The sequence below is a fragment of the Streptomyces sp. NPDC056347 genome (assembly GCF_042262625.1).
Classification (GTDB): Bacteria; Actinomycetota; Actinomycetes; order Streptomycetales; family Streptomycetaceae; genus Streptomyces.
Map to the genome: position 1 here is coordinate 56954 of NZ_JBHJQP010000011.1, position 20398 is coordinate 77351.

Genomic DNA, 20398 nt, shown 5'->3' on the forward strand with positions numbered 1-20398 from the left:
CAAAATTCCTGAGCAGGATAGGAATGCGAGTTCGAGCTCGTCAATGTCAATCCGGAAGGCGGTGCACCGGCCATCCTGTGACTCCTGATAACAGCATCCGCAATGAATTCCACAAGGATCCCGGACGGAATACCCTGGCGCGATGGCGCTGTTCGAGGGATTTGAATCACTGACCGTCACCGGGGCCGACGGCGGCCCCGTGCACCTCCGCCGGGCCGGTGAGGGACCACCGCTTCTCCTGCTGCACGGATTTCCCCAGACGCACGCGATGTGGCACACCGTCGCCCCGCTCCTGGCCACGGATTTCACCGTCGTCGCTGCCGATCTGCGGGGGTACGGGGCCAGCCGGCGGGCCGCGGAACCGGGGCGCGCGGGATCGTCGCCCTCCCCGTACAGCAAGCGCGCCATGGCCACAGACCTGGTACGGGCCATGGCGGAACTCGGCCACGAACGCTTCGCGGTGGCCGGCCACGATCGGGGCGGCCGCTGCGCCTACCGCCTCGCCCTGGACCACCCGGACCGGGTCGACCGGCTCGCCGTGCTCGACATCGTGCCGACCGCCGACGCCCTGGACGCGGTGGACGCGCGGGCCGCCAGGCAGCTGTGGCGCTGGTTCCTCCTGGCCCAGCCGTACCCCGTGGCCGAGCGGATGATCGCCGCCGACCCCGAGACCTTCCTCTTCGGCGCGCACTCCCGGCTGTTCGCCCCCGAGGCGCTCGCCGCCTACCGGGCCGCCGCCGCGGACCCGGCCGTCGTCCACGCGATGTGCGAGGACTACCGGGCGATGTTCGGCGACGACCTCGACCACGACCGGGCCGACCGGCTGACCGGACGGCGGATAGAGGCACCGCTGCTCGCCCTGTGGGGCAAGCGCTCGCACACCGAACGGCACCACGACGTACTCGCGGTGTGGCGCGCCTGGGCGCACGAGGTAAGGGGCGGGGCGCTGGACTGCGGGCACTTCCTGCCGGAGGAAGCGCCCGCCGAGACCTACGCGGAGCTGCGCTCCTTCTTCGCCGAGGCCGCGACCGGGTGACCGCAGGCCACCCGCTCCCGCCCGATCCTGACGACCTCCGCGCCGGGATCGCGGTGCTCCCGAACCAGCCGGGCCACCAGCTCCCGGTCGGCGGGGCCGACCGGGGCCTGCACCACGATCAGCGCCTCCGGGTCGTCGACCGGCCGGAACGCCGAGAGCAGCAGGTCCAGCCCGCCGTACCGGGGCAGCAGCACCGAGACCTGCCGGGCCGTCAGATCACCGACGCCCTGGCACTCCCACCACTCGGCCAGTTCGGGGAAGTCCGCGCGCAGGGTCGCGTAGATCTCCCGCGTACGCCGGTCCGTCCCCGCGAGCCGCGCGGTCTGTCCCCGGAAGTGGGCCAGCACCGCACGGGCCACCGGCTCCCACTCCAGCAGCGTCGAACGGAACGCGGGGCTGCCGGCCACGCACCACATCAGATTGCGCCGCTCGGCCGGGATCGCCGCCGGATCGGACCACACCGCGGCGTACGCGTCGTTCCACGCGGTGATGTCGAAACGGGAGTCCAGCAGCACCGCCGGACTGTTCTCCCAGGTGTCCAGCAGCCCCTGCACCCGGGCGGCCACCTCGCCGTGGCCCGCCCCGTCCGGCGCGGGCGGCAGTAGACCGGACAGCGCCAGGACGTGCCGGTGGGACACCGCGTCCAGCCCCAGCGTCCGGGCCACCGCCTCCAGCACCTTCCGGGACGGAATCACCCGGCCCTGCTCCAGCCAGGTGTACCAGGCGAGCCCGACACCCGAGAGCGCGGCGACCTCCTCGCGCCGCAGGCCGGGGGTGCGGCGGCGGCCGGTGTCGGGCAGACCGACCTGGCGCGGCGACCGCCGCTCGCGGTGGGCGCGGAGAAATGCGCCCAGCTCCTTGGAATTGGCGAATCGCTGGTTCTCGCCGCTCTCTTCGCCGGAATGTTCCGTGACAGCCGTGGATCTCGTGGAATCCGTGGTCGAATGGGCCGATTCTTTCATGGAAGAATTCCTTCCGGGTCTGCCGGGCGGCTGGCGGGGAGACGGAGATCGTGCACCATGCCCCTACATCGCCGGTGCCGCCCGTGTGCTCCGGAATCGGAAATCCCGCTGCCCGGCCTCATCCCGTCCCCCGAATCTCCGCGATCCCGCGGTACCGGAAGCCAGCTTAACCGCGCCCGCCGCACCGCCGTCCGTTTTCTCGGCAGTTGTCCGTCAGGCGAGATGTTGCGTTAAGAATTCCGCAACAGAACCGACGGCCGCCACGGCCTCCGGCAGCCGGTCCACGGCCAGCTGCCAGCAGTGCGTCGTCGCCTCCCACATCTCCACCCGGCACTCCCCGCCCGCCTCCGTCACCCGGGCGCCGAAGCGCTCCGCGTCGTCCGCCAGTACCTCCGCGCGGCTCGCCTGGAGCAGCACCGGTGGGAGCGCCGCCAGCGACGCCGCGTCGGCGAACAGCGGCGAGGCGCCGGGGTCGCGGGGGTCCGCCCCGGCGAGATAGAGCGAGGCGGAGTGGCGCAGCGAGGCCCGGTCGAGCACCGGATCGGTGGCCGCGCACCGCTCGAACGCGGGCGATTCCAGGGTGAGGTCCAGCCACGGCGACAGTCCGGCCACCGCGGCGGGCACCGGCAGCCCCGCCCGCCGCGCGGCCAGGACCACGGCCAGCGCCAGCCCGCCACCGGCCGACTCGCCCACTACCGCGATCCGGTCCGCGCCGACCCCGCGGCGCAGCAGCTCCGCGTAGACCGCGAGTCCGTCCTGCACGGCGGCCGGGAAGGGGTGCGCGGGCGCCAGCCGGTAGGCCGGCACCACCACCTCGCACCCGGTCAGCCGGGACAGCCGGGCGGCCAGCGGGCGGCTCAGCGCCGGGGAACCGGACCGGTATCCGCCCCCGTGCAGATGGAGCAGCACCGGCCGCCCGCCCCCGGGCGCCGAAGCGATCCGCAGCACCGGGCGCCCGCCCAGCAGTTGGCCCGAACTCATCCCCGGAGCTCCGCGAGCAGACCGGTCAGCGCGTCCGGGCGCGCGTACAGCTCGGGCGTCGGCGCGACGTAGAGCAGCAGCGTCGTCACCCCCGGACGGAGGAACGCGGCGATCCGCTCGCGCAGCGCGGCCGGCTCACCGTGCAGCCACAACGCGTCCACGAGTCCGTCGGGCAGCGCGGCCGAGGCGCCGACACGGTCACCGGCCAGATACGCCTCGTACGACTCCTTCAACAACTCCCCGCGCCCCAGCCACTCGTGGAACGCGTGATAGGGCTTCTGGTTGAGGATCCAGCCGAGGAAGCCACGGCCCGCGCCACGGGCGTACGCCACGTCGCGCGTCGGGCAGACGAAGAGCTTGACCACGGTCTCCCGCTCCGGCAGCGGACGGCCGCCCACCCCGTCGACCCGCCCCTCGGCCCGGCCCGCGGCGATCACCTTCGGCACGTCGTCGGCCGTCAGCAGATTGAGCACCGCCCCGTCCCCGTCCCCGTACGCCACCCCGAGCATCCGTGGACGCAACGCGCCGACCAGAACCTTGGGCGGCCTGGGCGGTGTGAAGCCCAGGCTGAAGCCGGGTGCCGACAGCGTCGCGTAGTCCTCGCCCACCGGCTCCCCGCGCAGCGCCCGCTTCAGGAACCGGACGGTGTCCCTGACCCGGGTCAGCGGGCGGTCGTGGGTGCCGCCGTTGAGCGCGGTGGTGTGCGCCGGGACGGAGGCGCCGACCCCCAGCAGCACCTCCGTCTCGGTGAGCCGGGCGAGGGTGGCCGCGGTCTGCGCGAGGATGCCGGGGCCACGGGTGAAGACCGGCACCACCCCCGTGCCCAGGCGCAGCCGGGGCTGCCAGGCCGCCGCGGCCGCGAGCGGGGTGAAGGCGTCGATGCCGCCGCCCTCCCCGGTCCACACATCGGTGAACCCGAGGTCGGGAAGGGCTTCGACGGTGCGGCGCTGAGCGGCCAGGGCCTGGGCGGGCAGTGGCAGATTGACGCCCCAGCGGACAGTGGTCATGGATGTACGTACTCCTGTTCGTCACGGATCTCGGACTGCGGCGGGGCGGGGCGCGGGTGGCCGGGTGCGGCCGGGGCACGGCCGCGCAGTCGGCGCAACGGCCGCTCCACCAGGTAGTGGCTGAGCGCGGCGCAGCCGGCGGACAGCACCACGGTGGTGGGGAACAGCACCAGGAAGTCCGCCGAGCCGGCCCGCTCACCGGTCACGCGGAGCCAGCCCTCGACCACCACCATGTGCCAGAGGAACAGCCCGTACGAGATCCGCCCCAGCCAGGCGGGCACCGGACGGGACAGCAGACCGGCCGGTGTGCCCCGCCCGGGCCGGGCGGGGCCCAGCGCCAGCGGCGCCACCAGCGCCACCGCGATCACCAGGTACAGCACGTGCTCCAGCAGCGCCTCACCGACGCCCGGGTAGCGCAGCGTCGAACCGGTGAGCGGCGTCGACACCAGCACGTACCCGGCGAGCGCCACGCCCCAGCACAGCCACGGCCTGCGGGCGAGGGCGAACGGCCGCGTGCTTCGGGAGGCGAGGACCGCGAGCGCCATGCCCGCCGCGAAGTACCCGGCGTACTCGGGCAGCCACAGCTGGGCCGGGGGATACGCACCGGCCGACGGCACATGGGTGAGCACCACCGACAGCAGGGTCACCGCCTCGACCGCGCCGAGCGCCGTCAGCACCAACCCCGCCCGGCCCCGCCGCAGTTGCGGATGGAGCGCGGCGGCCAGCAGCGGCAGCACGGCGTAGAAGGACACCTCGGTCGCCAGGCTCCAGGTCTGCGGCAGACCGGCCGGGATCGGGTCGGAGCCGTAGACGTGCAGCAGCAGGAAGGTCCGCAGCGCGGGCCAGGGGGCCGTGAGGGTGTCGCGCCCGAACCAGACCAGTGCGACCAGCGCCACCAGCCAGTAGGCGGGCAGGATGCGCACCGCCCGGTGCCGGAGGTAGCGGCCGGTGGCCGGGCGCGGGGCACCGTCGCGGGCCGCGTCGGCGAACGGGCGGTACAGCAGCAGCCCGGACAGCACGAAGAAGATCGGCACCCCGATGGTGAAGCGGGAGACGACCGGCCCGAGCGGCCCGGCCTCGCCGATGCCCAGCCAGCTGGAGGCGACCTGGCCGGTGTAGATGCCCACGTGCAGGGCGATCACCAGCAGCGCGGCCACCGCCCGCAGCCCGTCGAGCGACCGGGTGCGCTCGCGCCCGGTGTCAGGCACGCCCATCGGCCGCCGCCTCCTTCCGGTCCTGGTGACCGGAGCCGTCCGCGCCGGACTTCCCGGGCACCCCGGCGGGCGCCGGACGCAGCCGGCCCACCAGCGGCAGCGCGGTCAGCCCGGCCAGCACCGCGAGGCCGCCGCCGACGACGGCGGTGCCGGTGTCCGCGTGCGCGAAGGTGCCCGCGACCGCGACCCCGACCGCCGTTCCCGCGTACAGCGTCGCGCTGTTCCAGGAGCTCGACGTCGCCCCCAGGTCCGGCCGGGACGACACCAGCAGGGTCTGGACGAGCGTGCCGAACGCCCCGCTCGCGAAGAACCACACCAGCACCGCCGCGTACGCCACCAGCGAGTTCGTACCGAGCGCCGCCAGTACGGCACCACCGCCCAGTAGCAGGCACCACACCGGGATCCACCGCGCGTCGCCGGTTCCGCGCTCCCGCGCCCGGTCCCCGATCCGGCCGGCGGCCAGCGAACCCAGCGCGCTCCCGGCCCCGACCAGAATGCCGAGCAGCCCCAGCTCGTTGACGGAGAGCCCGAACCGGTCGTGCAGCGCCGAACCGAGGAAGGTGTACGCCCCGAGGTTCGCGGCCTGGAGCAGGAAGACGACGATCAGGGTGTGCCGCAGCACCCCGTCACCCCAGACGGTGAACACCGAGGTGAACCGGAGGGGCGCCGCCCCGGCCTCCTCGGCCGGGCGGGCCTTGACCTGGGCGAGGAGCAGCGGCACCGACGCCGTGGTCAGCACGGTGAGCGCCCAGAACGACGCCCGCCAGCCGCCCCAGCCGGCCAGGAAGCTGCCGGCCGGGACGCCCAGCACCTGCCCGGCGGAGAACAGCGCCATGCCGAGCCCGACGGCCCGGCCGCGGACCGGGGCCGGGGCGGTCTCCGCGATGTGCGCCCAGACCGACGGCCCGGCCAGCGCCGCGCCGAGGGCCCCGAGGACCCGGGCGACGACGAGCACGGTCAGGTTCCCGGCCACCGCGGCGAGCGCGTTGCCCAGCAGGAACAGCACCGTCCCCGCCAGCACGGTCGGCCGGCGCCCGAAACGGTCGGAGACCGCCCCGAGGAACGGCGCGGTCAGGGCGTACACCAGGGTGTACGCGGTGACCGTGCTCGCGGCGGCGGCCACCGAGACCCCGACCGACCCGGCGATGGTGGGCAGCAGCGGCGAGACCAGGAAGGTCTCGGTGCCGATCAGGAACAGCAGCAGATACACACCTGTGTACGCGGCCCACGGCACCCGGGCGGGTGGCGACTGGGCGGGCGGCGCCTCGTCGGTGACGGGTGGGGTGGACTCGGACACGGCATTCCTCTCGCCGGACGGCGTCTGACGAGGCGATCGTCGCGCCGCGGGCGGCGGGCAGCCAGATCCCGAATCATGCTGGTACTGGCACACACAGGCTGCGGCGCAGCGCGGCCAGGAACCGTTCCGCGAAGACCGGGTGCCCGGCCGGTCCCGGATGCAGCCGGTCGGTCCCCTCGGGCTCCAGCAGCAGCCCGGCCCCGGCCTCGCGCGGGCCGAAGACATCGAGCCCGTCGACGTGGTGGAGGTTGCGGTCGCCGTGCCGGCGCAGCAGCGCGACGGCCTCGCGGACCCGGGTGCGGCACTCCACGATCGTCAGACCGGAAGGTCCGGGGACGGTTTCCCGGTCCGGTGCCACGATCGTCGACATCAGGGCGAACGGGGTCGTCGGATGGCGTTCGCGGACCGTGGCCACGAAGCCCACCAGGGCCGAGGTGAAGGCTGCCGGGCTGTGGCTCCCGAGCGCCTGGACGTTGATGCCGACGCAGGCGGTGAGCAGTTCCGCGGGCAGATCGCGCATCAGCCGGGCCGACATCGGCTGGAGGCAGCAGGCCGCCCCGAGCGCGATGGACGTGAGATCGAGACCGGCCCGCCCGGCCACCAGCGCGGGCCAGGCCCGGGCGGGTGAACGGGCGCCCCGGCCCTGCGAGATGGAGCTCCCGTAATGCACCCAGCGGGGGCGCTCGACGTCGTCGTACGCGAGGGCCGAAGCCGGGTCGACGACCAGTGACCGGAGCCGGAACTGGTGGTAGACCGGGAGCCAGAGTTCGACGGTGACCATCCGCCCCGGCAGCCCCGTCACCACGAACTCGGCGTCCTCGCCGTCGCACCGCAGCTCCACGGTGTCGGTGATCCGTCCGTCGACCACCACGTCCAGACGGGGCAGCTCCTGCGGGCCGTTGAGCCGGGGCGCCGGGTCGGCCCGGTAGCGGCAGCCGATCACCCGGCTGTCGGTCCTGAGCGTGACCCGGACCCCGGCGGGCATCGCGGCCCGCCCGATCCCGCCCTCCGGCAGATGCAGCTCCGCCTCCTCGTGGGGCACCCGCCAGGGCGCCACCCAGCCCGGCCCGTACTGCAACGACACCGCACCGCGAAACCGCAGTACGGGATCGTCCCCGGCCACCACCCGCCGTACCGCCATCTCCCGCCACCTCCCCGATTCGGTCGCCATCCTCGGCGGACCGGTCGGCCGCAACCAGTCGTTGCGGATGCTGTGACCAGGAGTCACCGGCAGGAGAGACGGGAGAGACAGGAGCGGCGGGAGAGGCAGGATCGGCGGAGGAAGGCAGGAGCGGCGGGAGAGGCGAAGGAGGAGGGGCGGGCGGGGCGGGGGCCGCGGTGCGTCAGGCGGGCGGCCGGACGCCGCTGGTGGTGACGCGGACGTGGTCGACGACGAGCTGCTGCGGGAAGGCGGTGCCGCCGTCTGGGTTGCCCGGCCAGTCGCCGCCGACCGCGAGGTTGAGGATCAGGAAGAAGGGCTTGTCGAAGACCCAGGTCCTGCCGCCGAGATCGGCCGGCGTACGGCGCTGGTAGACGTTCCCGTCCACCGACCAGGTCACCGAGTCGGGTGCCCAGTCGACGGCGAAGGTGTGGAAGTCGTCGGCGAAGGCCTGGCCGCCGGGCAGGCTGTACGGGGCGCCGATGCCCTCGGAGCCGGAGTAGCCCGGACCGTGCAGGGTGCCGTGGACGGTGGAGGGTTCGAAGCCCACGTTCTCCATCACGTCGATCTCGCCGCAGTTCGGCCAGCCGACCTGGCCGATGTCGTCACCGAGCATCCAGAAGGCCGGCCACATGCCCTGCCCGCGCGGCACCTTCATCCGCGCCTCGACGTGCCCGTAGGTCTGGCTGAACTTTCCGGAGGTGTTGAGCCGCGCCGAGGTGTACTCGCATGTCCCGTACCAGCACTGGTAGTTGTTCGGGTTCTCGCGGCGCGCGGTGATGACCAGATGGCCCTGGCCGTCGAGGGCCGCGTTGCTGTTCCCGGCGGTGTAGTACTGCCGTTCGTGGTTGCTGACGTTGTCGCCGGTCTCGATCTGCCATTTGCCGCCGTCCACGGCGGAGCCCGCGGGGCCGTCGAAGTCGTCGGTGAAGCCCGCCGCGTCGGCCGCGGCGCGCGGAGCGGGGGCGGAGGTTCCGGCCGCCGGTCCGGAGAGGGCCGGGACGAGGGCGAGAGCGGAGAGCGTACAGAGCGCGGACGTGAGCAGCCGCCGCGTGCGATGCGGAAGTGTCATGAGGGTCCTTCCCGTGCGAAATGGAGCGGCCATGTGCTGGTCATACGTATGACGGGCCGCATGTGCGGGGGAGCGGGGAGAAGCCGTGGCCATGCCGGTGATTCGAGAAGTGAAGCAACACCGTGCCGAGAAGTCGGCACGGACCGCAGTTCTTGCACACGTACGGGGGACAGCGGGGGCCGGGTGGGATCAGTCGGCCGGTGCCGGGGAAAGGGGATGCCCGCACCGCAGATTCCACCGGCCGGACCGGCCGGTGAGCCCGGTCACGGTGAGCGGGGCGACGTCCAGCCGCCAGAAGGACTCCGGCGGCAGGGCGAGCGCCGAGACGACCGCCGCCCGCACCACCGAGGGCTCGACGACGGCCAGCACCCGCCGCTCCTCGCGACCTTCCCGGCCCTCCGCGCCTTCCCGGACCTCCGAGGCTTTGCCGCCTTCCCGGACCTCCGAGGCGTTGCCGCCTTCCCGGTCCTCGCCGGAACCGAGCGAATCCAGCCAGCGCCCGGCCCGTGAGCACAGCTCCAGCAGGGACTCGCCGCCGTGCGGGGCCGCCGAGGGATCGGTCAGCCAGGCCGAGACCGCGGCGGGCTCGGCCGCGCTCACCTCGTCCAGCCGCCTGCCGCTCCAGCGGCCCATGTCCCAGCCGCGTACGGCCGGTTCGGACACCGTGCGCAGCCCCAGCGCCCCGGCGGTCCCGGCGCACCGCCCGGACGGCCCGTGCAGTCGCAGCCCGGCGTCCGGAACGCCGGGCGCGGCGGCCCGGGCCCGGCGGACCCCGGCGGCGTCCAGCGGCACGTCCCCGTCGAAACGCGCCTCGCGCAGTGCGGCGTTCAGCGCCGGTGAGATCAACATCACGCGCACCGTCATGATCCGGTCAACTCCTGGTCCCTGTGGCCCTCCGCGCCCGTCCGGGCGGGGCACCCACCATGCCATCCGGACCGTCCGGACGCCGTCGGGGCCATGGCGGCCGGTCCCCCCGAGCGGTATGGTCGCCGCGGACATGACGTGGGTGCACCTGGAAGTCCGGTGGGAATCCGGCACGGTCGCGCCACTGTGAACCCGTACGTACCTGTGCGGGAAGTCAGACCCAGTACCCACGTCTCAGGCACCACGATCGGGACGCGTGTTCCCTCAGGAGGTTCTGCCATGGCGCAGACTGCTGCCCCCGCCACCGCCGCACCGGCGATCACTCCCATCTCACTGAAGGCCATCGCCCCCTGGGCGGTCTTCTTCGGCATCCTCATGCTCGTCCTGCTCTACTTCGTCGGCGCCGAGCAGGGCGCCACCGCCGTCATCTCCGGCGAAGGCGTTCACGAGTGGGTCCACGACGGCCGCCACCTCCTCGGTTTCCCCTGCCACTGACCCACCGCGCGATCACAGGGGAACCTCCATGAACTCCATATCCGTCAGAGCCCTGCTCGTCCGCGGCATGCTGGCCGGCCTCGCCGCGGGCGTGCTCGCCCTGCTCGTCGCCTACTTCCTCGGTGAGTCGCGCGTCGACGCGGCCATCGCCCTCGAAGAGGCGCACAGCCACTCCCACGGCGACGGCGAGGAACTCGTCAGCCGTACCGTGCAGTCCACCGCCGGGCTCGCCACCGGGGTGCTCGTCTTCGGTGTGGCGATCGGCGGCATCGCCGCTCTCGTCTTCTGCTACGCCCTCGGCCGGATCGGCCGGTTCGGTCCGCGGGCCACGGCCGCCCTGGTCGCGGGCGCGGCCCTGCTGGCGGTGTACGTCGTACCGTTCCTGAAGTACCCGGCCAACCCGCCGGCCGTCGGCAACCCCGACACCATCGGCAAGCGCACCGCCCTGTTCTTCCTGATGGTCGCGCTCAGCGTGCTGCTGGCCGTCGCCGCGGTGATCCTCGGCAAACGGCTGGCCCCCCGCCTGGGCAACTGGAACGCCACGGTGGCGGCGTCGGGTGCCTACATCGCGGTGATCGCTCTCGCGTACGTGTTCCTGCCCTCGTACAACGAGGTCGGCAAGGACTTCCCGGCCGCCCTGCTGTGGGAGTTCCGGCTCAGCACCCTCGCGGTGCAGGCCACGCTCTGGGCGGCCTTCGGGCTGGTCTTCGGGTACCTCACGGAACGGCTGCTGGTACCGGGAGCGGCCGCCACGACCGGGAGCGGTGCGGCGAGCCGCGCCGCCACCACCGGCTGACCGGGACCTCGCGTACCGGCAGGCCGCCGTACGAAACCCCCGCCGGGGCACCCGGCGGGGGTTTCGGCCGTACCGGACACCCCGTTCAGTCGTCGAAGTCCCCGGCGAACGCCGCCGCCATCCGCAGATGACCGGCCGCCTCCGCGCTCCGGCCCTGGCGCTCCAGGGTGCGCCCGAGCATCAGCCGCGCGTAGTGCTCCACCGGGTCGCGCTCCAGCACCGCCCGCAGCTCGGTCTCGGCCCTGCCGAGCCGCGCCGAGTGGTAGTAGGTGCGGGCCAGCAGCAGCCGCGGCGACACCAGCTCAGGGCTCTCCTCGACCAGACCCTCCAGAATCCGGGCCGCCGCCAGGTACTCCTTCGCCTCGAAGAACATCTGGGCGCGGTCCCAGCGGTCGGCGGCCGTGCCGAACTCGAAGTACGCGTCGCTCACTTGATCTCCTCCGCCGCGGACCGCCGCCGGAACACCTCCGGCCCGGTCCTGCCACCGACCTGGCTGCCGCCCGGTCCTTACGCATGCTGCAACCCCATGCATTGATTTAATATTCCACTAAATTCTCGGCGTGGGTACCGGCACCCCGGCGTCACGCGGGAATAGGTTGAGCGACATGAGCAATCTCGATCGCCAGGCCGTGCCCGCCGTCTGCGGCGGACGCGGGTTCGTCGTCGCCGAGCCCGTACGCGAACTCCTCACCCCGCGCCATGTACGGCTGGGCGAGTCCACCGAGGTCCGCAGGCTGCTGCCCAACCTCGGCCGCCGGATGGTGGGCGCCTGGGCCTTCGTCGATCACTACGGCCCCGACGACATCGCGGACGAACCCGGGATGCAGGTGCCGCCCCACCCGCACATGGGACTCCAGACGGTCAGCTGGCTGCACGAGGGGGAGGTGCTGCACCGGGACAGCCTCGGCAGTCTCCGCACGATCCGTGCGCGCGAACTCGGACTGATGACGTCCGGCCGCGCCATCAGCCACTCCGAGGAGAGCCCCCGCGCCCACGCGAGGTTTCTGCACGGCGCCCAGCTCTGGGTGGCGCTGCCCGACGCCCACCGCCGGGTCGAGCCGCACTTCCAGCACCACACCGACCTGCCGACCGTCTCGGCCCCCGGCCTCACCGCCACCCTGATCCTCGGCGAACTCGACGGCACCGCCTCGCCCGGCACCACGTACACCCCGATCGTCGGCGCCGACCTCGCCCTGGCCGCCGGCGCCGAGGCCCGGCTGCCGCTCGAACCGGACTTCGAGTACGCCGTGCTCGCCATGTCCGGCAGCGCCGAGGTCGACGGGGTGCCCGTACTTCCCGGCTCGATGCTCTACCTCGGCTGCGGCCGCACCGAACTCCCGCTCCGCGCGGACAGCGACGCGGGCCTCATGCTCCTGGGCGGCGAGCCGTTCGAGGAGGAGCTCATCATGTGGTGGAACTTCATCGGGCGGAGCCAGGAGGAGATCGCACAGGCCCGTGCGGACTGGGCGACGGGAGACCGGTTCGGCACCGTGCACGGGTACGACGGGCCCCCACTGTCTGCCCCCGAGCTGCCCGCGACCCCCCTGAAAGCACGGGGACGAGTGCGCTGATCTGCGCATTTGCTCTTGGGGACGTAGCGGGCCGACAGGCGGTGGACAGAGAGTGATGTCCGGTGTCGCGCTCGGCGCTGGTGGAGGCCGCGTGTCGGATTCTTGAGCCCGTGGCCATTCAGGATCTGCTCATGTGTGAGCCGTTCGCGTCGGGGGCATCGGCCTGGGCCAACTTCCATACGTGCACGCGCGCTTTGGCCCCGGCCGTGCGGATCGCGGCCAGCGCATGAGAGCCGGCCTCGGCCAGGGTGTCCACCAGCCTGGAGACGGTGGGATCGGAGGCCACTGGTCCGAACTGCGCGGGCCTGGCCCGCAGCACCGCCACGTCCGACAAGCAGTCCCCGCCCGGCGCGACCGCCGGCGGGAGGCCCAGAAGGATCTTGCCCGGCTCGTGCACCGCCCGCGGTTTGCGCCACGACGCCGGCGCCGCCGATACCGCCGTGCGCCAGACCGGTCTCGCGGACGGTCTCCGCGAGCAGCACCCCGCCGGCCTGCGAGACCACCGCGCCGCCGTCGCCCCGGACGCGGGCAGGCGGATGCTACTCGTGCATTTGTTCACCTGGAGAGTGCCGCTTTCCTTGCAGCTGACAGGCCCCTCGCTGAGTCGCGTCGGTGCAGGTCAGAATTACTCTCCGTGTATCTGATCAAGACCTGGACAAGGGCGCGAGGCTAGCCGTTCTTCCGGCCCGGCAGGGGCGCACCCTCCAGGAAGGCGTGATAGGTCTCGACGGCTTCCGGGTCGATTTCGGGGCTGGAGGGGCCGTAGCGGGTGTCGGTGCGGTCCCGCTTCGGCCCGGAAACCCAGAACTCCTCGTTGGTCTGCACGTCGTAGAAGTTCGCATCGAACATCCCCCCTGCCCGGCGCAGCGTCCTCCCGTGAAAGTACCCAGTGCTCCAGGTCTTCGAGAAGTCCACCCACCCGATCCACGAGGGTCCGCGGTCGGTGTTGTAACCAGTCTTCAACTGCACGAACATGAGACGTCGAGGCATACGCTCAGGGTCCTGCACGGACCACACCCGTGACCAGCCATTTTGCGGGTGCCTACGAGACACCGCGCCACTGCCGACAAGGGCTCGGACAGGTGGGTACGGCCTGATGCGCTCGTTCACCTGGAGAGTGCTTCTTTCCTCGCAGCGGGCAGAGCGCCACGGGTTACCCGGCGGAGAGCGATGCCTCGCCGGCATCGGGCTGGCGAGGGGCTTGGCCGTTCGCGGGGCGGTCTGACCTGCAAGATTCACCTGGCCGGGGAGGGCGGTTGCAGTCCGCTGGCCGTGTTGGTCACGCCGGGGCAGTGGGGCGACAGCCCGCAGCTGATCCCAGTGATGGAAGGCATCAAGGTCAAGCGTGCCGGGGGCGGACGTCCGCGTACGCGTCCCGATCACCTGGGCGGAGACAAGGTGTACAGCTCGCGCCGTGACCGCCGCTATCTGCGTCGGCGGCAGGTCGAGCACACCATCCCCGAGCGGCGGGACCAACGGGCCCACCGCCAGTGCCGCGGAAGCACAGGAGGCCGACCGGCCGGCTTCGACCGGCAGATGTACAGGCGCCGCAACGAGGTCGAGCGGACGATCAACTGTCTCAAGCACTCACGCGCTGTGGCCACGCGTTACGACAAGTGCGCTTACGTCTTCCACGGAACGGTCGTCGTGGCTTCGATCCGCCTCTGGCTCAGGTCGTAATCAGCCGATGAGCAGGACATCGGTCCGCTTGCCTGGGACGAGTGCGGTCACCACCACTGGCTGTCATCGCGCTGCCCGGCGGTCTTGACAGAAAAGCAGTCGCCCTGCACTTGGTCTTCCTGCTTACGATCGGGATGTGACCACGCTGTTCCTGACGATCGGCCTGCCCGGCGCCGGCAAGACCACGAGGGCTCGGCAACTCGCCGAGGAGCACGGCGCCCTGCGGCTGACGCCGGATGAATGGATGATTCCGCTGTTTGGCGAGCCGGAGGCGGACGGGAAGCGCGACGTGCTGGAGGGCCGGCTGCTCCGGCTCGGTCTGGAGGCGCTCAGACTCGGAACCGACGTGGTCCTGGACTTCGGATGCTGGTCCCGTGACGAGAGATCCGCGATCCGCTGGTTGGTCGAGTCTGCGGGGGCAGAATGCCGCCTCGTGTACGTGCCGGTGGACCATGAGACCCAATGCGCCCGAATCGCCCATCGCCAGTCGGCTGCCCCGGATCAGACCTTCCCGATGAGCGAAGCGGACCTCGTGCACTGGAGGACGCTGTTCGAGGAGCCCGACGCCGCCGAACTCGGAGGGCATGAGATCGGAGGTCCGGCTCCTGGATGGTCGGGATGGCTGGAGTGGGCTGCCGATCGGTGGCCGTCGCTCACGTGAACCCAACCTTGACGCGGCCCAACGTCGGGAGCGGCAGCCTTGGGCACACTCGGGGATCAGCCCACGAAATCGTGCCAGGCATGCCGAGACGAAAGATCCGCCGGACAGCCCCTGACCAAGCGATTGTCTCACGTGGCAAGCTCCGCGAGCTTCTTGAGTCGCTCGGGGCGGCGGCCATGGTCAGGCTTCGACTCCGGTGGTCGTTGCGGTCCACGCAGGGAACCTTGAGGCTGCGAGTAGTCCGTGGCAGGCTCATGCCGCATGATCGATGAATTCGCGAAGGAAAACCTGCACGCGAGGCTGCGGCGGGACCGCGAGGCGCTGCTATGGAAACTCGACGGCCTGTCCGAATACGACGCCCGCCGACCTCTGACAGTTTCTGGGACCAACCTCCTCGGCCTGGTCAAACACGTGGCCGGCGTCGAGGCCAGATACTTCGGCGAGGTCTTCGACCGGCCGTCCCCGGAGCCGCTGCCCCCGTGGCAGGACCACGATGGCAGCGATCACTGGGCGGCCAAGGACGAGACGCGCGATCAGATCATCGAGTCCTACCGGCGCACGTGGGAACACTCTGACGCGACGATCAACGAGCTTGCCCTCGACGCCTCCGGCCACGTGCCATGGTGGCCGGAGCCTTATTCCAACACGAATCTGTTCGCCGTCCTGGTGCACGTCCTCGGCGAGACCAACCGGCATGCCGGGCACGCCGACATCCTGCGCGAAGGCGTCGACGGCCGGACCGGGATGCGCCCGGAACACGAGGTGCGGATCGATGAGGACGCCCGCATCGCCTACTGCGCGAAGATCGAGCAGGCCGCCAGATCGGCCGCATCAGTCAAAAGGTAGAGGACTGTCCCACGTGACGTGGTGTTCGAGCGGCATGATGCCGGCCGTGAGCGCTGACCTGGCGAAGCGTCTGGTTCCCGATGAGCTCTGGTAGCTGATCGCTCGCCAGCCGCCCGTCGGGGATCACGGCCTCCGACGCCGGACAGCTGTGGGTTGCGCTCGAAGCACGGCCCGGATGTGCCGCGTACGCAAGTACCAGATCAGGGTTTTGCCCGGAGGCGGCCAATCGTCCAATCCCGGAGAGGTGTTCGGCGAACCGCTGGTCGCCCAGGTGCCGATGGTCGACGGCAGCGATCCTGGGAACGCCTCGGCCGTCTTCACGGCACTGGGCGGCAAAGCCCTGTCCGGCGGCACCAAGTAGAGCGTGACAGCGGTGGCGATGGGCGGGATCGCCACCAGCCCGCCGCTCACGCTCATGCGGGCCGGACCGTTCGAGGTCTCCGCCGAGTGGCAGGGCAGGGGAGCGGCCACCGGCTTCCAGCACCTCACCGTCAACCCGCCGACCGGGCCCGCCGACCACGTCCGCCATCTCTTCGGCGCCGACCATCGCCCTGCCCCACGGGCCGCCTTCCCTCATCCCTTGAAGGTTCTCGTCGAGGACCGCAACGGAATGACGACGACGGCGAGGACGAAGGTCACCTTCACCGTCATTGGCGGCAAGGCCACCTTCCAGGGCGCTGGCGGCGGCACGGTGTGCCGCGAGCCCATCGGCTGACCGGCCCTCTCCCCGGGGCGTGAACCCGAGGAGAGGGGACGGTACGGCCCGGGGCACATCACTACTCGGCCGGGATGCCCTCTGAGATGGCTGGTGGAACTCCGGCTTCCGTACCTGCCCCGGTCGCTTCGAACCTGTCGGGTTCCCATTCCAGGACCGGTCGGTGCCGGGCCGCCCCGGTCCCGGTACGGCCCTTATCCCTGGCGGACGAAGGCTTCGAGAGGCGCGCCGCGCAGCGAGACGGAGCGGAAGCCGTCCGGCCCCACCGGCCGGTCACCCAGGACCACGACCCGGTACATCCTGCGGTGGTAGTCCGTGTGGTGGAGGTCCGCGGGCTGGACGTGGGCCACCGCGCGATTGTCCCAGACCGCGATGTCGCCGGGCTCCCATCGGTGCCGCACCGTGTACTCGGGGCGGCTGATGTGGCAGAAGAGGATTTCGAGAAGGCCCCGGCCTTCCCAGGGGAGTAGTTCGGTGATGTGGGAAACCGAGGCCGGCGGAAGGAAGAGCGCTTTTTCTTCGGTCTCCGGATGGACGCGCACCACCGGGTGGAGCGACAACAGGTTATCCGCGATTCTCTTACGGATGATCGCCACATCTTCGTCGTCGGAGAAGAGTAATTGCACTCCGACGTGAAGAGCGTGCTCGGCCCGTAGTCCATCGGCCAGCTGCTGCAGTGGCTTCGACAAACCGTTGTAGGCGGCGACGAGATTGGTCCACTGGGTGTCACCGCCGAATTCTGCTGCCACCTCGCATCTGAGGATCGAAATGGCCGGAGGGTTCACGGAGGCGCCGATGTCGACATGCCACCCGGAGTCGTGTCGGTCGGATTTCTGGTACAACCGCTCTTCGGATCTGATGCCGTGTCGCTCGCCGTTCATGTTCGGATCGACGACAAGGATCTCGGGAAAACCTTCCGGATGGGTGCCGTGTTTCGGCCCCGGAAGGCGGGTGATCTCCCCGAACCGGCGCGCGAAATTCACCTGGCCGGTGTGGTTCAGGCTCTGGCCGCGGAAGAAGATCACTTTGTGACGGAGCAGGGCGGCACGTATCTCCGCCATGGTTTCGGCCGCGTGATCGCCCGTATCCGTCAGGTCCACTCCCCGAACGTCCGCCCCGATCCGTCCCGCGACGGGGCGCACGCCGGTCGACGTCACTGTCGCGGACGGTCTGCGCACCCAGGCGGTCGTGGCCGCCGGCTACGAGGCCGCGCGCCTCGGCCGGGCCGTCGAACCCGCGCGGCTGCTCGAAGGCGGTGCATCGTGAACGGCCCGTCGCGCGTCGTCCGAGCCCCGGACGGCCGACACCTGCCGCCTGCCGGAGCCGCACCGCACACGGTCTGGTTCCTCGACGACTCCGCCGCCGAGGAGACCTGGGCGGTCGGCTGCCCGGATCCGGACGCCGTGGGGCGCGCGGCCCGTGCCTGGGCGGCCACCGCGATCGCCGTGTCCGATGCCGCGCGGGCCGCGGCAAAGGGAGCGCCGATACGTGTGCCCGGCGAGGGCGTGCTGGCCCGACTCGTCAGGCTCGCCCTCGCTGACCAGGCCCAGTCCTCCGGGCGGGAGGCGTCTGCCGTGGTTGTCGAGACGACAGGCACCGCAAGCGGCATCCTCGACGCGCTTGCCGTGGCCCGCCCCGGAGGATGCGTGCTCCTCGGCGTGCGTCCCCTGCACTCCGCCACGGCGCTGCCCACCTACCGGGCCGTCCACCACCCCGGACTTCGTGTGAGGCCCGTGCGTTGGGCCCAACCCGTCGACGGCGTGCCGGAGCCCCTTGTCGTGAGCGCCCTTGCCCAGTTGGCGCGGACGAGCCCGGGGCAGATCACGACCTCGGTCGAGCGGCATTGGTCCGCACGTGCCGACGGCCGAACGGAGTGTTCGTGATCACCAGCTGCCGAATCAGCGCCGACGTGCGCCCCACCCGGACATGGCGATGATGCCCCGTTACCGCTCCTCGGGATGGGCTGCGGCATAGCGGGCGGGGAGGATGTCCTGGGTACGGCCGGTCTCCTGGACGTTGTGGCGGATCCAGTGGCCGGCGGTCGCCCTGGAGAAGAAGAGGGGGCGCAGGGTCCGGTTCATCAGCCGGCCGATGACGGGAGTGGTGACTTCGACGACGGTCTCGGCGTAGAAGCTGACGCCTCCCGGCACCGGAGCGTACTGGTGGGTGATGCGTGGTTTCTTGCCGGGGCCGAGCCCCGCGAGGTGTGCGGCGGGCCCGGTCGGTCGGGCCGTGGAGAAGCGTCCGTGGGAGCCGGTGCGCAGTTCCGCGAAACCGTTCCGTCCGTCCCCGCTGACCGGGTGGGGACGGACGGCGATTACCTTCCTGTCATCGCCTGATCGCCTGGTGGTGCTTCGTCACCTCGGGCGATCTTGCCTGGCGGTGGGCATCCTCGGGGTGCGGAACCGGGGGACGCCGAGCGGCTCCGGGGCCCGGGCCGCCGCCGAGGCGGACGACCGGCTGGACCGTCGTTGCCCGAGCCGGCGGGGCGACGAGGGTCAGGCGGTGGCGAGCAGCATGTCCTCTCCGGTCGACGGGCGGAGGCCGTCGGTGCGATCGGCGAAGTAGCGCCCGGCGTGCGAAGCCCCCGACACGTGTCGGGCGTCCGAGAAACCGGATTCGCGGGCGAGGGCCAGCATCTCCTCCGGGGTGTAGAAGCTGATGAACGGCGTTCCGGACGCTCGCGCGCCTTCCCTGCTCGCCCGCAGGCCGGGGCGGTCGGCCTCGTCGAGCAGATCGGGCGGCAGGAGGAAGGTCATCGCCAGCGTGGAGCCGGGGGCGAGCCCGGCGATCTGGCGCAGGGTGGCCGCGGTGGCGTCCCCGGTGAGGTACATGGTGACACCGGTGGACGCGATGAATGCCGGCCGACCGGGGTCGAAGCCGACGGCGACCAGCTTCTTCAGCCAGTCCTCGCTCGCCTCGAAGTCGACCGGCACCAGCTCCAGCCAGTCCGGGATGCCGTAGCCCAGTTCGACCAAGCGACGGCGCTTCCACGCCTGCGGGCCGGGCTGGTCGACCTCGAAGACCTGCAGGCGGGAGGCGATCTCCGGCCTGCGTTGGGCGAAGGTGTCCAGCCCGGCTCCCAGGATGACGTACTGGGTGACGCCGCGGTCGGCCTGCTCGATGGCCAGGTCCTCGATGAACCGGGCGCGAGCCGCCATGGCCGCCCGGAACCCGCTGGTGAGGTGCGGGTCCATGTCGGGCCGTTGGCGCCAGTCGCCGTCGGGGGCCGCCAGCTCCAGGCCGATCTCGTCCTCGAACACGTGGGGCGGCCGGTCGACCTGGACGTGCATCGCCCGCCAGAGGGCGGTCCGCACCGCGGTGCCGTCCGGCGCTGCGGTCGCTTCGTCTGCCATGGTGTTTCCCTTCTCCGTCGCAGTCAGTTCTCGACCGGAGCCTGGAGGCTCCACAGCCGCCCGTCAGGGTCGCGGACCGTCATCAACCTGGTCCCGAAGTGGGTGTCCTCGAACGGCGTGACCACCTCGACGGACGGATCGGCACGGAACGCCTCCGCGTCCGGCACCTTCAGCACGACCTGCATCTGAGGCTCCCGGTCCTCGGGGACCTCCGCGATGAAGACATAGGGACCGTCGCCGTTGCGGAGCTGGCCGGAGCTGTGGCCCGTCTCGAACTCCAGGTCGTAACCCAGCGCCTGGAAGAAACGTGCCGCCTTGCCCCAGTTGTGGGTCTCCAGGAACAGGGCCTCGATTCCCTCGGTCGCCATGTCAGGCCTCCTTCTCGGTCGATTGGCTCTCTTGTGCACGGGTGTCGTCGAGGTAGGCGCGCAGCGCATCGGCAGTCAGTGCCGACAGCGACATGCCCGACTCGATGGCGCGGTACTTCACCTGCTTGATCAGCCCGATCGGCAGGTACACGTTGAATTGCTTGACTTCCTCATCGCCCACGAGACGAGGCTAACTCGTTGCTAGCATGCTAGCAAGTTAGCCCGACCGGGGCCGGGGACGATCCCGAGGTGCCGCGGCTGGTGCTCCGCGTCAACCCGGTGCTTGTCACCGCGCCGGCACCTGAGGAGCAGGTGCCC

General features: G+C 71.5%; 23 protein-coding genes and 2 pseudogenes. 9 read left to right on the plus strand and 16 right to left on the minus strand.

Annotation, left to right across the window (positions count from 1 at the left end; all coding sequences use genetic code 11):
• Window positions 1-142: 142 nt before the first annotated feature.
• Window positions 143-1036, plus strand: coding sequence for an alpha/beta fold hydrolase (locus tag ACFCV8_RS05005; protein WP_376683844.1), 894 nt, complete (start codon window positions 143-145; stop codon window positions 1034-1036).
• Here ACFCV8_RS05005 and ACFCV8_RS05010 read toward each other — a convergent pair.
• The 8 genes from ACFCV8_RS05010 to ACFCV8_RS05045 form a co-directional block, all read right to left on the minus strand.
• On the minus strand, window positions 991-1998 hold the full coding sequence (locus ACFCV8_RS05010) for a helix-turn-helix transcriptional regulator (protein ID WP_376683845.1): 1008 nt from the start codon (window positions 1996-1998) through the stop codon (window positions 991-993). The genes ACFCV8_RS05005 and ACFCV8_RS05010 overlap by 46 nt on opposite strands.
• Before the next feature lie 213 nt (window positions 1999-2211).
• On the minus strand, window positions 2212-2979 hold the full coding sequence (locus tag ACFCV8_RS05015) for an alpha/beta hydrolase (protein WP_376683846.1): 768 nt from the start codon (window positions 2977-2979) through the stop codon (window positions 2212-2214).
• Window positions 2976-3986: an LLM class F420-dependent oxidoreductase gene (locus tag ACFCV8_RS05020; RefSeq protein ID WP_376683847.1), complete on the minus strand. Its 1011-nt coding sequence runs from the start codon at window positions 3984-3986 to the stop codon at window positions 2976-2978. Before ACFCV8_RS05020 ends, ACFCV8_RS05015 begins: the two co-directional genes overlap by 4 nt.
• Window positions 3983-5200 (minus strand): acyltransferase family protein, encoded by a 1218-nt coding sequence (locus ACFCV8_RS05025; RefSeq protein ID WP_376683848.1) that lies wholly within the window; start codon window positions 5198-5200, stop codon window positions 3983-3985. The genes ACFCV8_RS05020 and ACFCV8_RS05025 overlap by 4 nt, the downstream gene beginning before the upstream one ends.
• Window positions 5187-6497, minus strand: a complete 1311-nt coding sequence (locus ACFCV8_RS05030; protein WP_376683849.1) for an MFS transporter — start codon at window positions 6495-6497, stop codon at window positions 5187-5189. Before ACFCV8_RS05030 ends, ACFCV8_RS05025 begins: the two co-directional genes overlap by 14 nt.
• Before the next feature lie 73 nt (window positions 6498-6570).
• Entirely contained in the window at window positions 6571-7638 is a 1068-nt protein-coding gene (locus ACFCV8_RS05035) for a GDSL-type esterase/lipase family protein (protein WP_376683850.1), read from the minus strand.
• Window positions 7639-7840: 202 nt separating this feature from the next.
• Window positions 7841-8728 carry a family 16 glycosylhydrolase gene (locus tag ACFCV8_RS05040; protein ID WP_376683851.1) on the minus strand — a complete coding sequence of 296 codons (888 nt, stop codon included), beginning with the start codon at window positions 8726-8728 and terminating at the stop codon, window positions 7841-7843.
• A gap of 189 nt (window positions 8729-8917) precedes the next feature.
• On the minus strand, window positions 8918-9592 hold the full coding sequence (locus ACFCV8_RS05045; RefSeq protein WP_376683852.1) for a histidine phosphatase family protein: 675 nt from the start codon (window positions 9590-9592) through the stop codon (window positions 8918-8920).
• A gap of 279 nt (window positions 9593-9871) precedes the next feature.
• Between ACFCV8_RS05045 and ACFCV8_RS05050 the strand changes: the two genes are divergently transcribed.
• On the plus strand, window positions 9872-10087 hold the full coding sequence (locus ACFCV8_RS05050) for a CbtB-domain containing protein (protein WP_352280270.1): 216 nt from the start codon (window positions 9872-9874) through the stop codon (window positions 10085-10087).
• Between the two features lie 28 nt (window positions 10088-10115).
• Window positions 10116-10883: a CbtA family protein gene (locus tag ACFCV8_RS05055; protein ID WP_376683853.1), complete on the plus strand. Its 768-nt coding sequence runs from the start codon at window positions 10116-10118 to the stop codon at window positions 10881-10883.
• Window positions 10884-10968: 85 nt separating this feature from the next.
• Here the strand turns inward: ACFCV8_RS05055 and ACFCV8_RS05060 are convergent, their stop codons facing one another.
• Window positions 10969-11313: a tetratricopeptide repeat protein gene (locus ACFCV8_RS05060; protein WP_376683854.1), complete on the minus strand. Its 345-nt coding sequence runs from the start codon at window positions 11311-11313 to the stop codon at window positions 10969-10971.
• 175 nt (window positions 11314-11488) lie between these two features.
• Between ACFCV8_RS05060 and ACFCV8_RS05065 the strand changes: the two genes are divergently transcribed.
• Window positions 11489-12454, plus strand: a complete 966-nt coding sequence (locus ACFCV8_RS05065; RefSeq protein ID WP_376683855.1) for a pirin family protein — start codon at window positions 11489-11491, stop codon at window positions 12452-12454.
• 139 nt (window positions 12455-12593) lie between these two features.
• Here the strand turns inward: ACFCV8_RS05065 and ACFCV8_RS05070 are convergent.
• Together ACFCV8_RS05070 and ACFCV8_RS05075 are read right to left on the minus strand one after the other, a co-directional pair.
• Window positions 12594-12957, minus strand: a pseudogene (locus ACFCV8_RS05070) (transposase); the annotation flags it as partial.
• Window positions 12958-13123: 166 nt separating this feature from the next.
• Entirely contained in the window at window positions 13124-13303 is a 180-nt protein-coding gene (locus ACFCV8_RS05075; protein WP_376683856.1) for a hypothetical protein, read from the minus strand.
• A gap of 291 nt (window positions 13304-13594) precedes the next feature.
• Between ACFCV8_RS05075 and ACFCV8_RS05080 the strand changes: the two are divergent.
• The 4 genes and pseudogenes from ACFCV8_RS05080 to ACFCV8_RS05095 form a co-directional block, all read left to right on the plus strand.
• Window positions 13595-14134, plus strand: a pseudogene (locus ACFCV8_RS05080) (IS5 family transposase); the annotation flags it as partial.
• A 136-nt stretch (window positions 14135-14270) separates the two neighbouring features.
• On the plus strand, window positions 14271-14795 hold the full coding sequence (locus ACFCV8_RS05085; protein ID WP_376683857.1) for an AAA family ATPase: 525 nt from the start codon (window positions 14271-14273) through the stop codon (window positions 14793-14795).
• Window positions 14796-15056: 261 nt separating this feature from the next.
• Window positions 15057-15641, plus strand: a complete 585-nt coding sequence (locus ACFCV8_RS05090) for a DinB family protein (protein ID WP_376683858.1) — start codon at window positions 15057-15059, stop codon at window positions 15639-15641.
• 364 nt (window positions 15642-16005) lie between these two features.
• Window positions 16006-16356 carry a hypothetical protein gene (locus ACFCV8_RS05095; protein WP_376683859.1) on the plus strand — a complete coding sequence of 117 codons (351 nt, stop codon included), beginning with the start codon at window positions 16006-16008 and terminating at the stop codon, window positions 16354-16356.
• 194 nt (window positions 16357-16550) lie between these two features.
• Here the strand turns inward: ACFCV8_RS05095 and ACFCV8_RS05100 are convergent, their stop codons facing one another.
• Complete coding sequence (locus ACFCV8_RS05100) at window positions 16551-17534, minus strand: TauD/TfdA dioxygenase family protein (protein ID WP_376683860.1); 984 nt, start codon at window positions 17532-17534, stop codon at window positions 16551-16553.
• 84 nt (window positions 17535-17618) lie between these two features.
• Here ACFCV8_RS05100 and ACFCV8_RS05105 point away from each other — a divergent pair, with 84 nt between their 5' ends.
• Complete coding sequence (locus tag ACFCV8_RS05105) at window positions 17619-18239, plus strand: hypothetical protein (protein WP_376683861.1); 621 nt, start codon at window positions 17619-17621, stop codon at window positions 18237-18239.
• Between the two features lie 60 nt (window positions 18240-18299).
• On the opposite strand, the gene ACFCV8_RS05110 is transcribed toward ACFCV8_RS05105, so the two are convergent.
• From ACFCV8_RS05110 to ACFCV8_RS05125, 4 genes are all read right to left on the minus strand, one after another.
• Window positions 18300-18506, minus strand: a complete 207-nt coding sequence (locus ACFCV8_RS05110; protein ID WP_376683862.1) for a hypothetical protein — start codon at window positions 18504-18506, stop codon at window positions 18300-18302.
• Window positions 18507-18854: 348 nt separating this feature from the next.
• Window positions 18855-19712: a class I SAM-dependent methyltransferase gene (locus ACFCV8_RS05115; RefSeq protein WP_376683863.1), complete on the minus strand. Its 858-nt coding sequence runs from the start codon at window positions 19710-19712 to the stop codon at window positions 18855-18857.
• A 23-nt stretch (window positions 19713-19735) separates the two neighbouring features.
• Complete coding sequence (locus ACFCV8_RS05120) at window positions 19736-20080, minus strand: VOC family protein (protein WP_376683864.1); 345 nt, start codon at window positions 20078-20080, stop codon at window positions 19736-19738.
• A gap of 1 nt (window position 20081) precedes the next feature.
• Window positions 20082-20261 (minus strand): CopG family transcriptional regulator, encoded by a 180-nt coding sequence (locus ACFCV8_RS05125; RefSeq protein ID WP_376683865.1) that lies wholly within the window; start codon window positions 20259-20261, stop codon window positions 20082-20084.
• Window positions 20262-20398: the final 137 nt, after the last annotated feature.

Bases quoted from the DNA above. Each gene is read 5' to 3' on its own strand.
- ACFCV8_RS05015 (WP_376683846.1), bottom strand. From the start codon at position 2,979: ATGAGTTCGGGCCAACTGCTGGGCGGGCGCCCGGTGCTGCGGATCGCT.
- ACFCV8_RS05040 (WP_376683851.1), bottom strand. From the start codon at position 8,728: ATGACACTTCCGCATCGCACGCGGCGGCTGCTCACGTCCGCGCTCTGT.
- ACFCV8_RS05025 (WP_376683848.1), bottom strand. From the start codon at position 5,200: ATGGGCGTGCCTGACACCGGGCGCGAGCGCACCCGGTCGCTCGACGGG.
- ACFCV8_RS05050 (WP_352280270.1), top strand. From the start codon at position 9,872: ATGGCGCAGACTGCTGCCCCCGCCACCGCCGCACCGGCGATCACTCCC.
- ACFCV8_RS05065 (WP_376683855.1), top strand. From the start codon at position 11,489: ATGAGCAATCTCGATCGCCAGGCCGTGCCCGCCGTCTGCGGCGGACGC.
- ACFCV8_RS05120 (WP_376683864.1), bottom strand. From the start codon at position 20,080: ATGGCGACCGAGGGAATCGAGGCCCTGTTCCTGGAGACCCACAACTGG.
- ACFCV8_RS05035 (WP_376683850.1), bottom strand. From the start codon at position 7,638: ATGGCGGTACGGCGGGTGGTGGCCGGGGACGATCCCGTACTGCGGTTT.
- ACFCV8_RS05115 (WP_376683863.1), bottom strand. From the start codon at position 19,712: ATGGCAGACGAAGCGACCGCAGCGCCGGACGGCACCGCGGTGCGGACC.
- ACFCV8_RS05055 (WP_376683853.1), top strand. From the start codon at position 10,116: ATGAACTCCATATCCGTCAGAGCCCTGCTCGTCCGCGGCATGCTGGCC.
- ACFCV8_RS05005 (WP_376683844.1), top strand. From the start codon at position 143: ATGGCGCTGTTCGAGGGATTTGAATCACTGACCGTCACCGGGGCCGAC.
- ACFCV8_RS05020 (WP_376683847.1), bottom strand. From the start codon at position 3,986: ATGACCACTGTCCGCTGGGGCGTCAATCTGCCACTGCCCGCCCAGGCC.
- ACFCV8_RS05010 (WP_376683845.1), bottom strand. From the start codon at position 1,998: ATGAAAGAATCGGCCCATTCGACCACGGATTCCACGAGATCCACGGCT.
- ACFCV8_RS05045 (WP_376683852.1), bottom strand. From the start codon at position 9,592: ATGACGGTGCGCGTGATGTTGATCTCACCGGCGCTGAACGCCGCACTG.
- ACFCV8_RS05075 (WP_376683856.1), bottom strand. From the start codon at position 13,303: ATGTTCGATGCGAACTTCTACGACGTGCAGACCAACGAGGAGTTCTGG.
- ACFCV8_RS05090 (WP_376683858.1), top strand. From the start codon at position 15,057: ATGATCGATGAATTCGCGAAGGAAAACCTGCACGCGAGGCTGCGGCGG.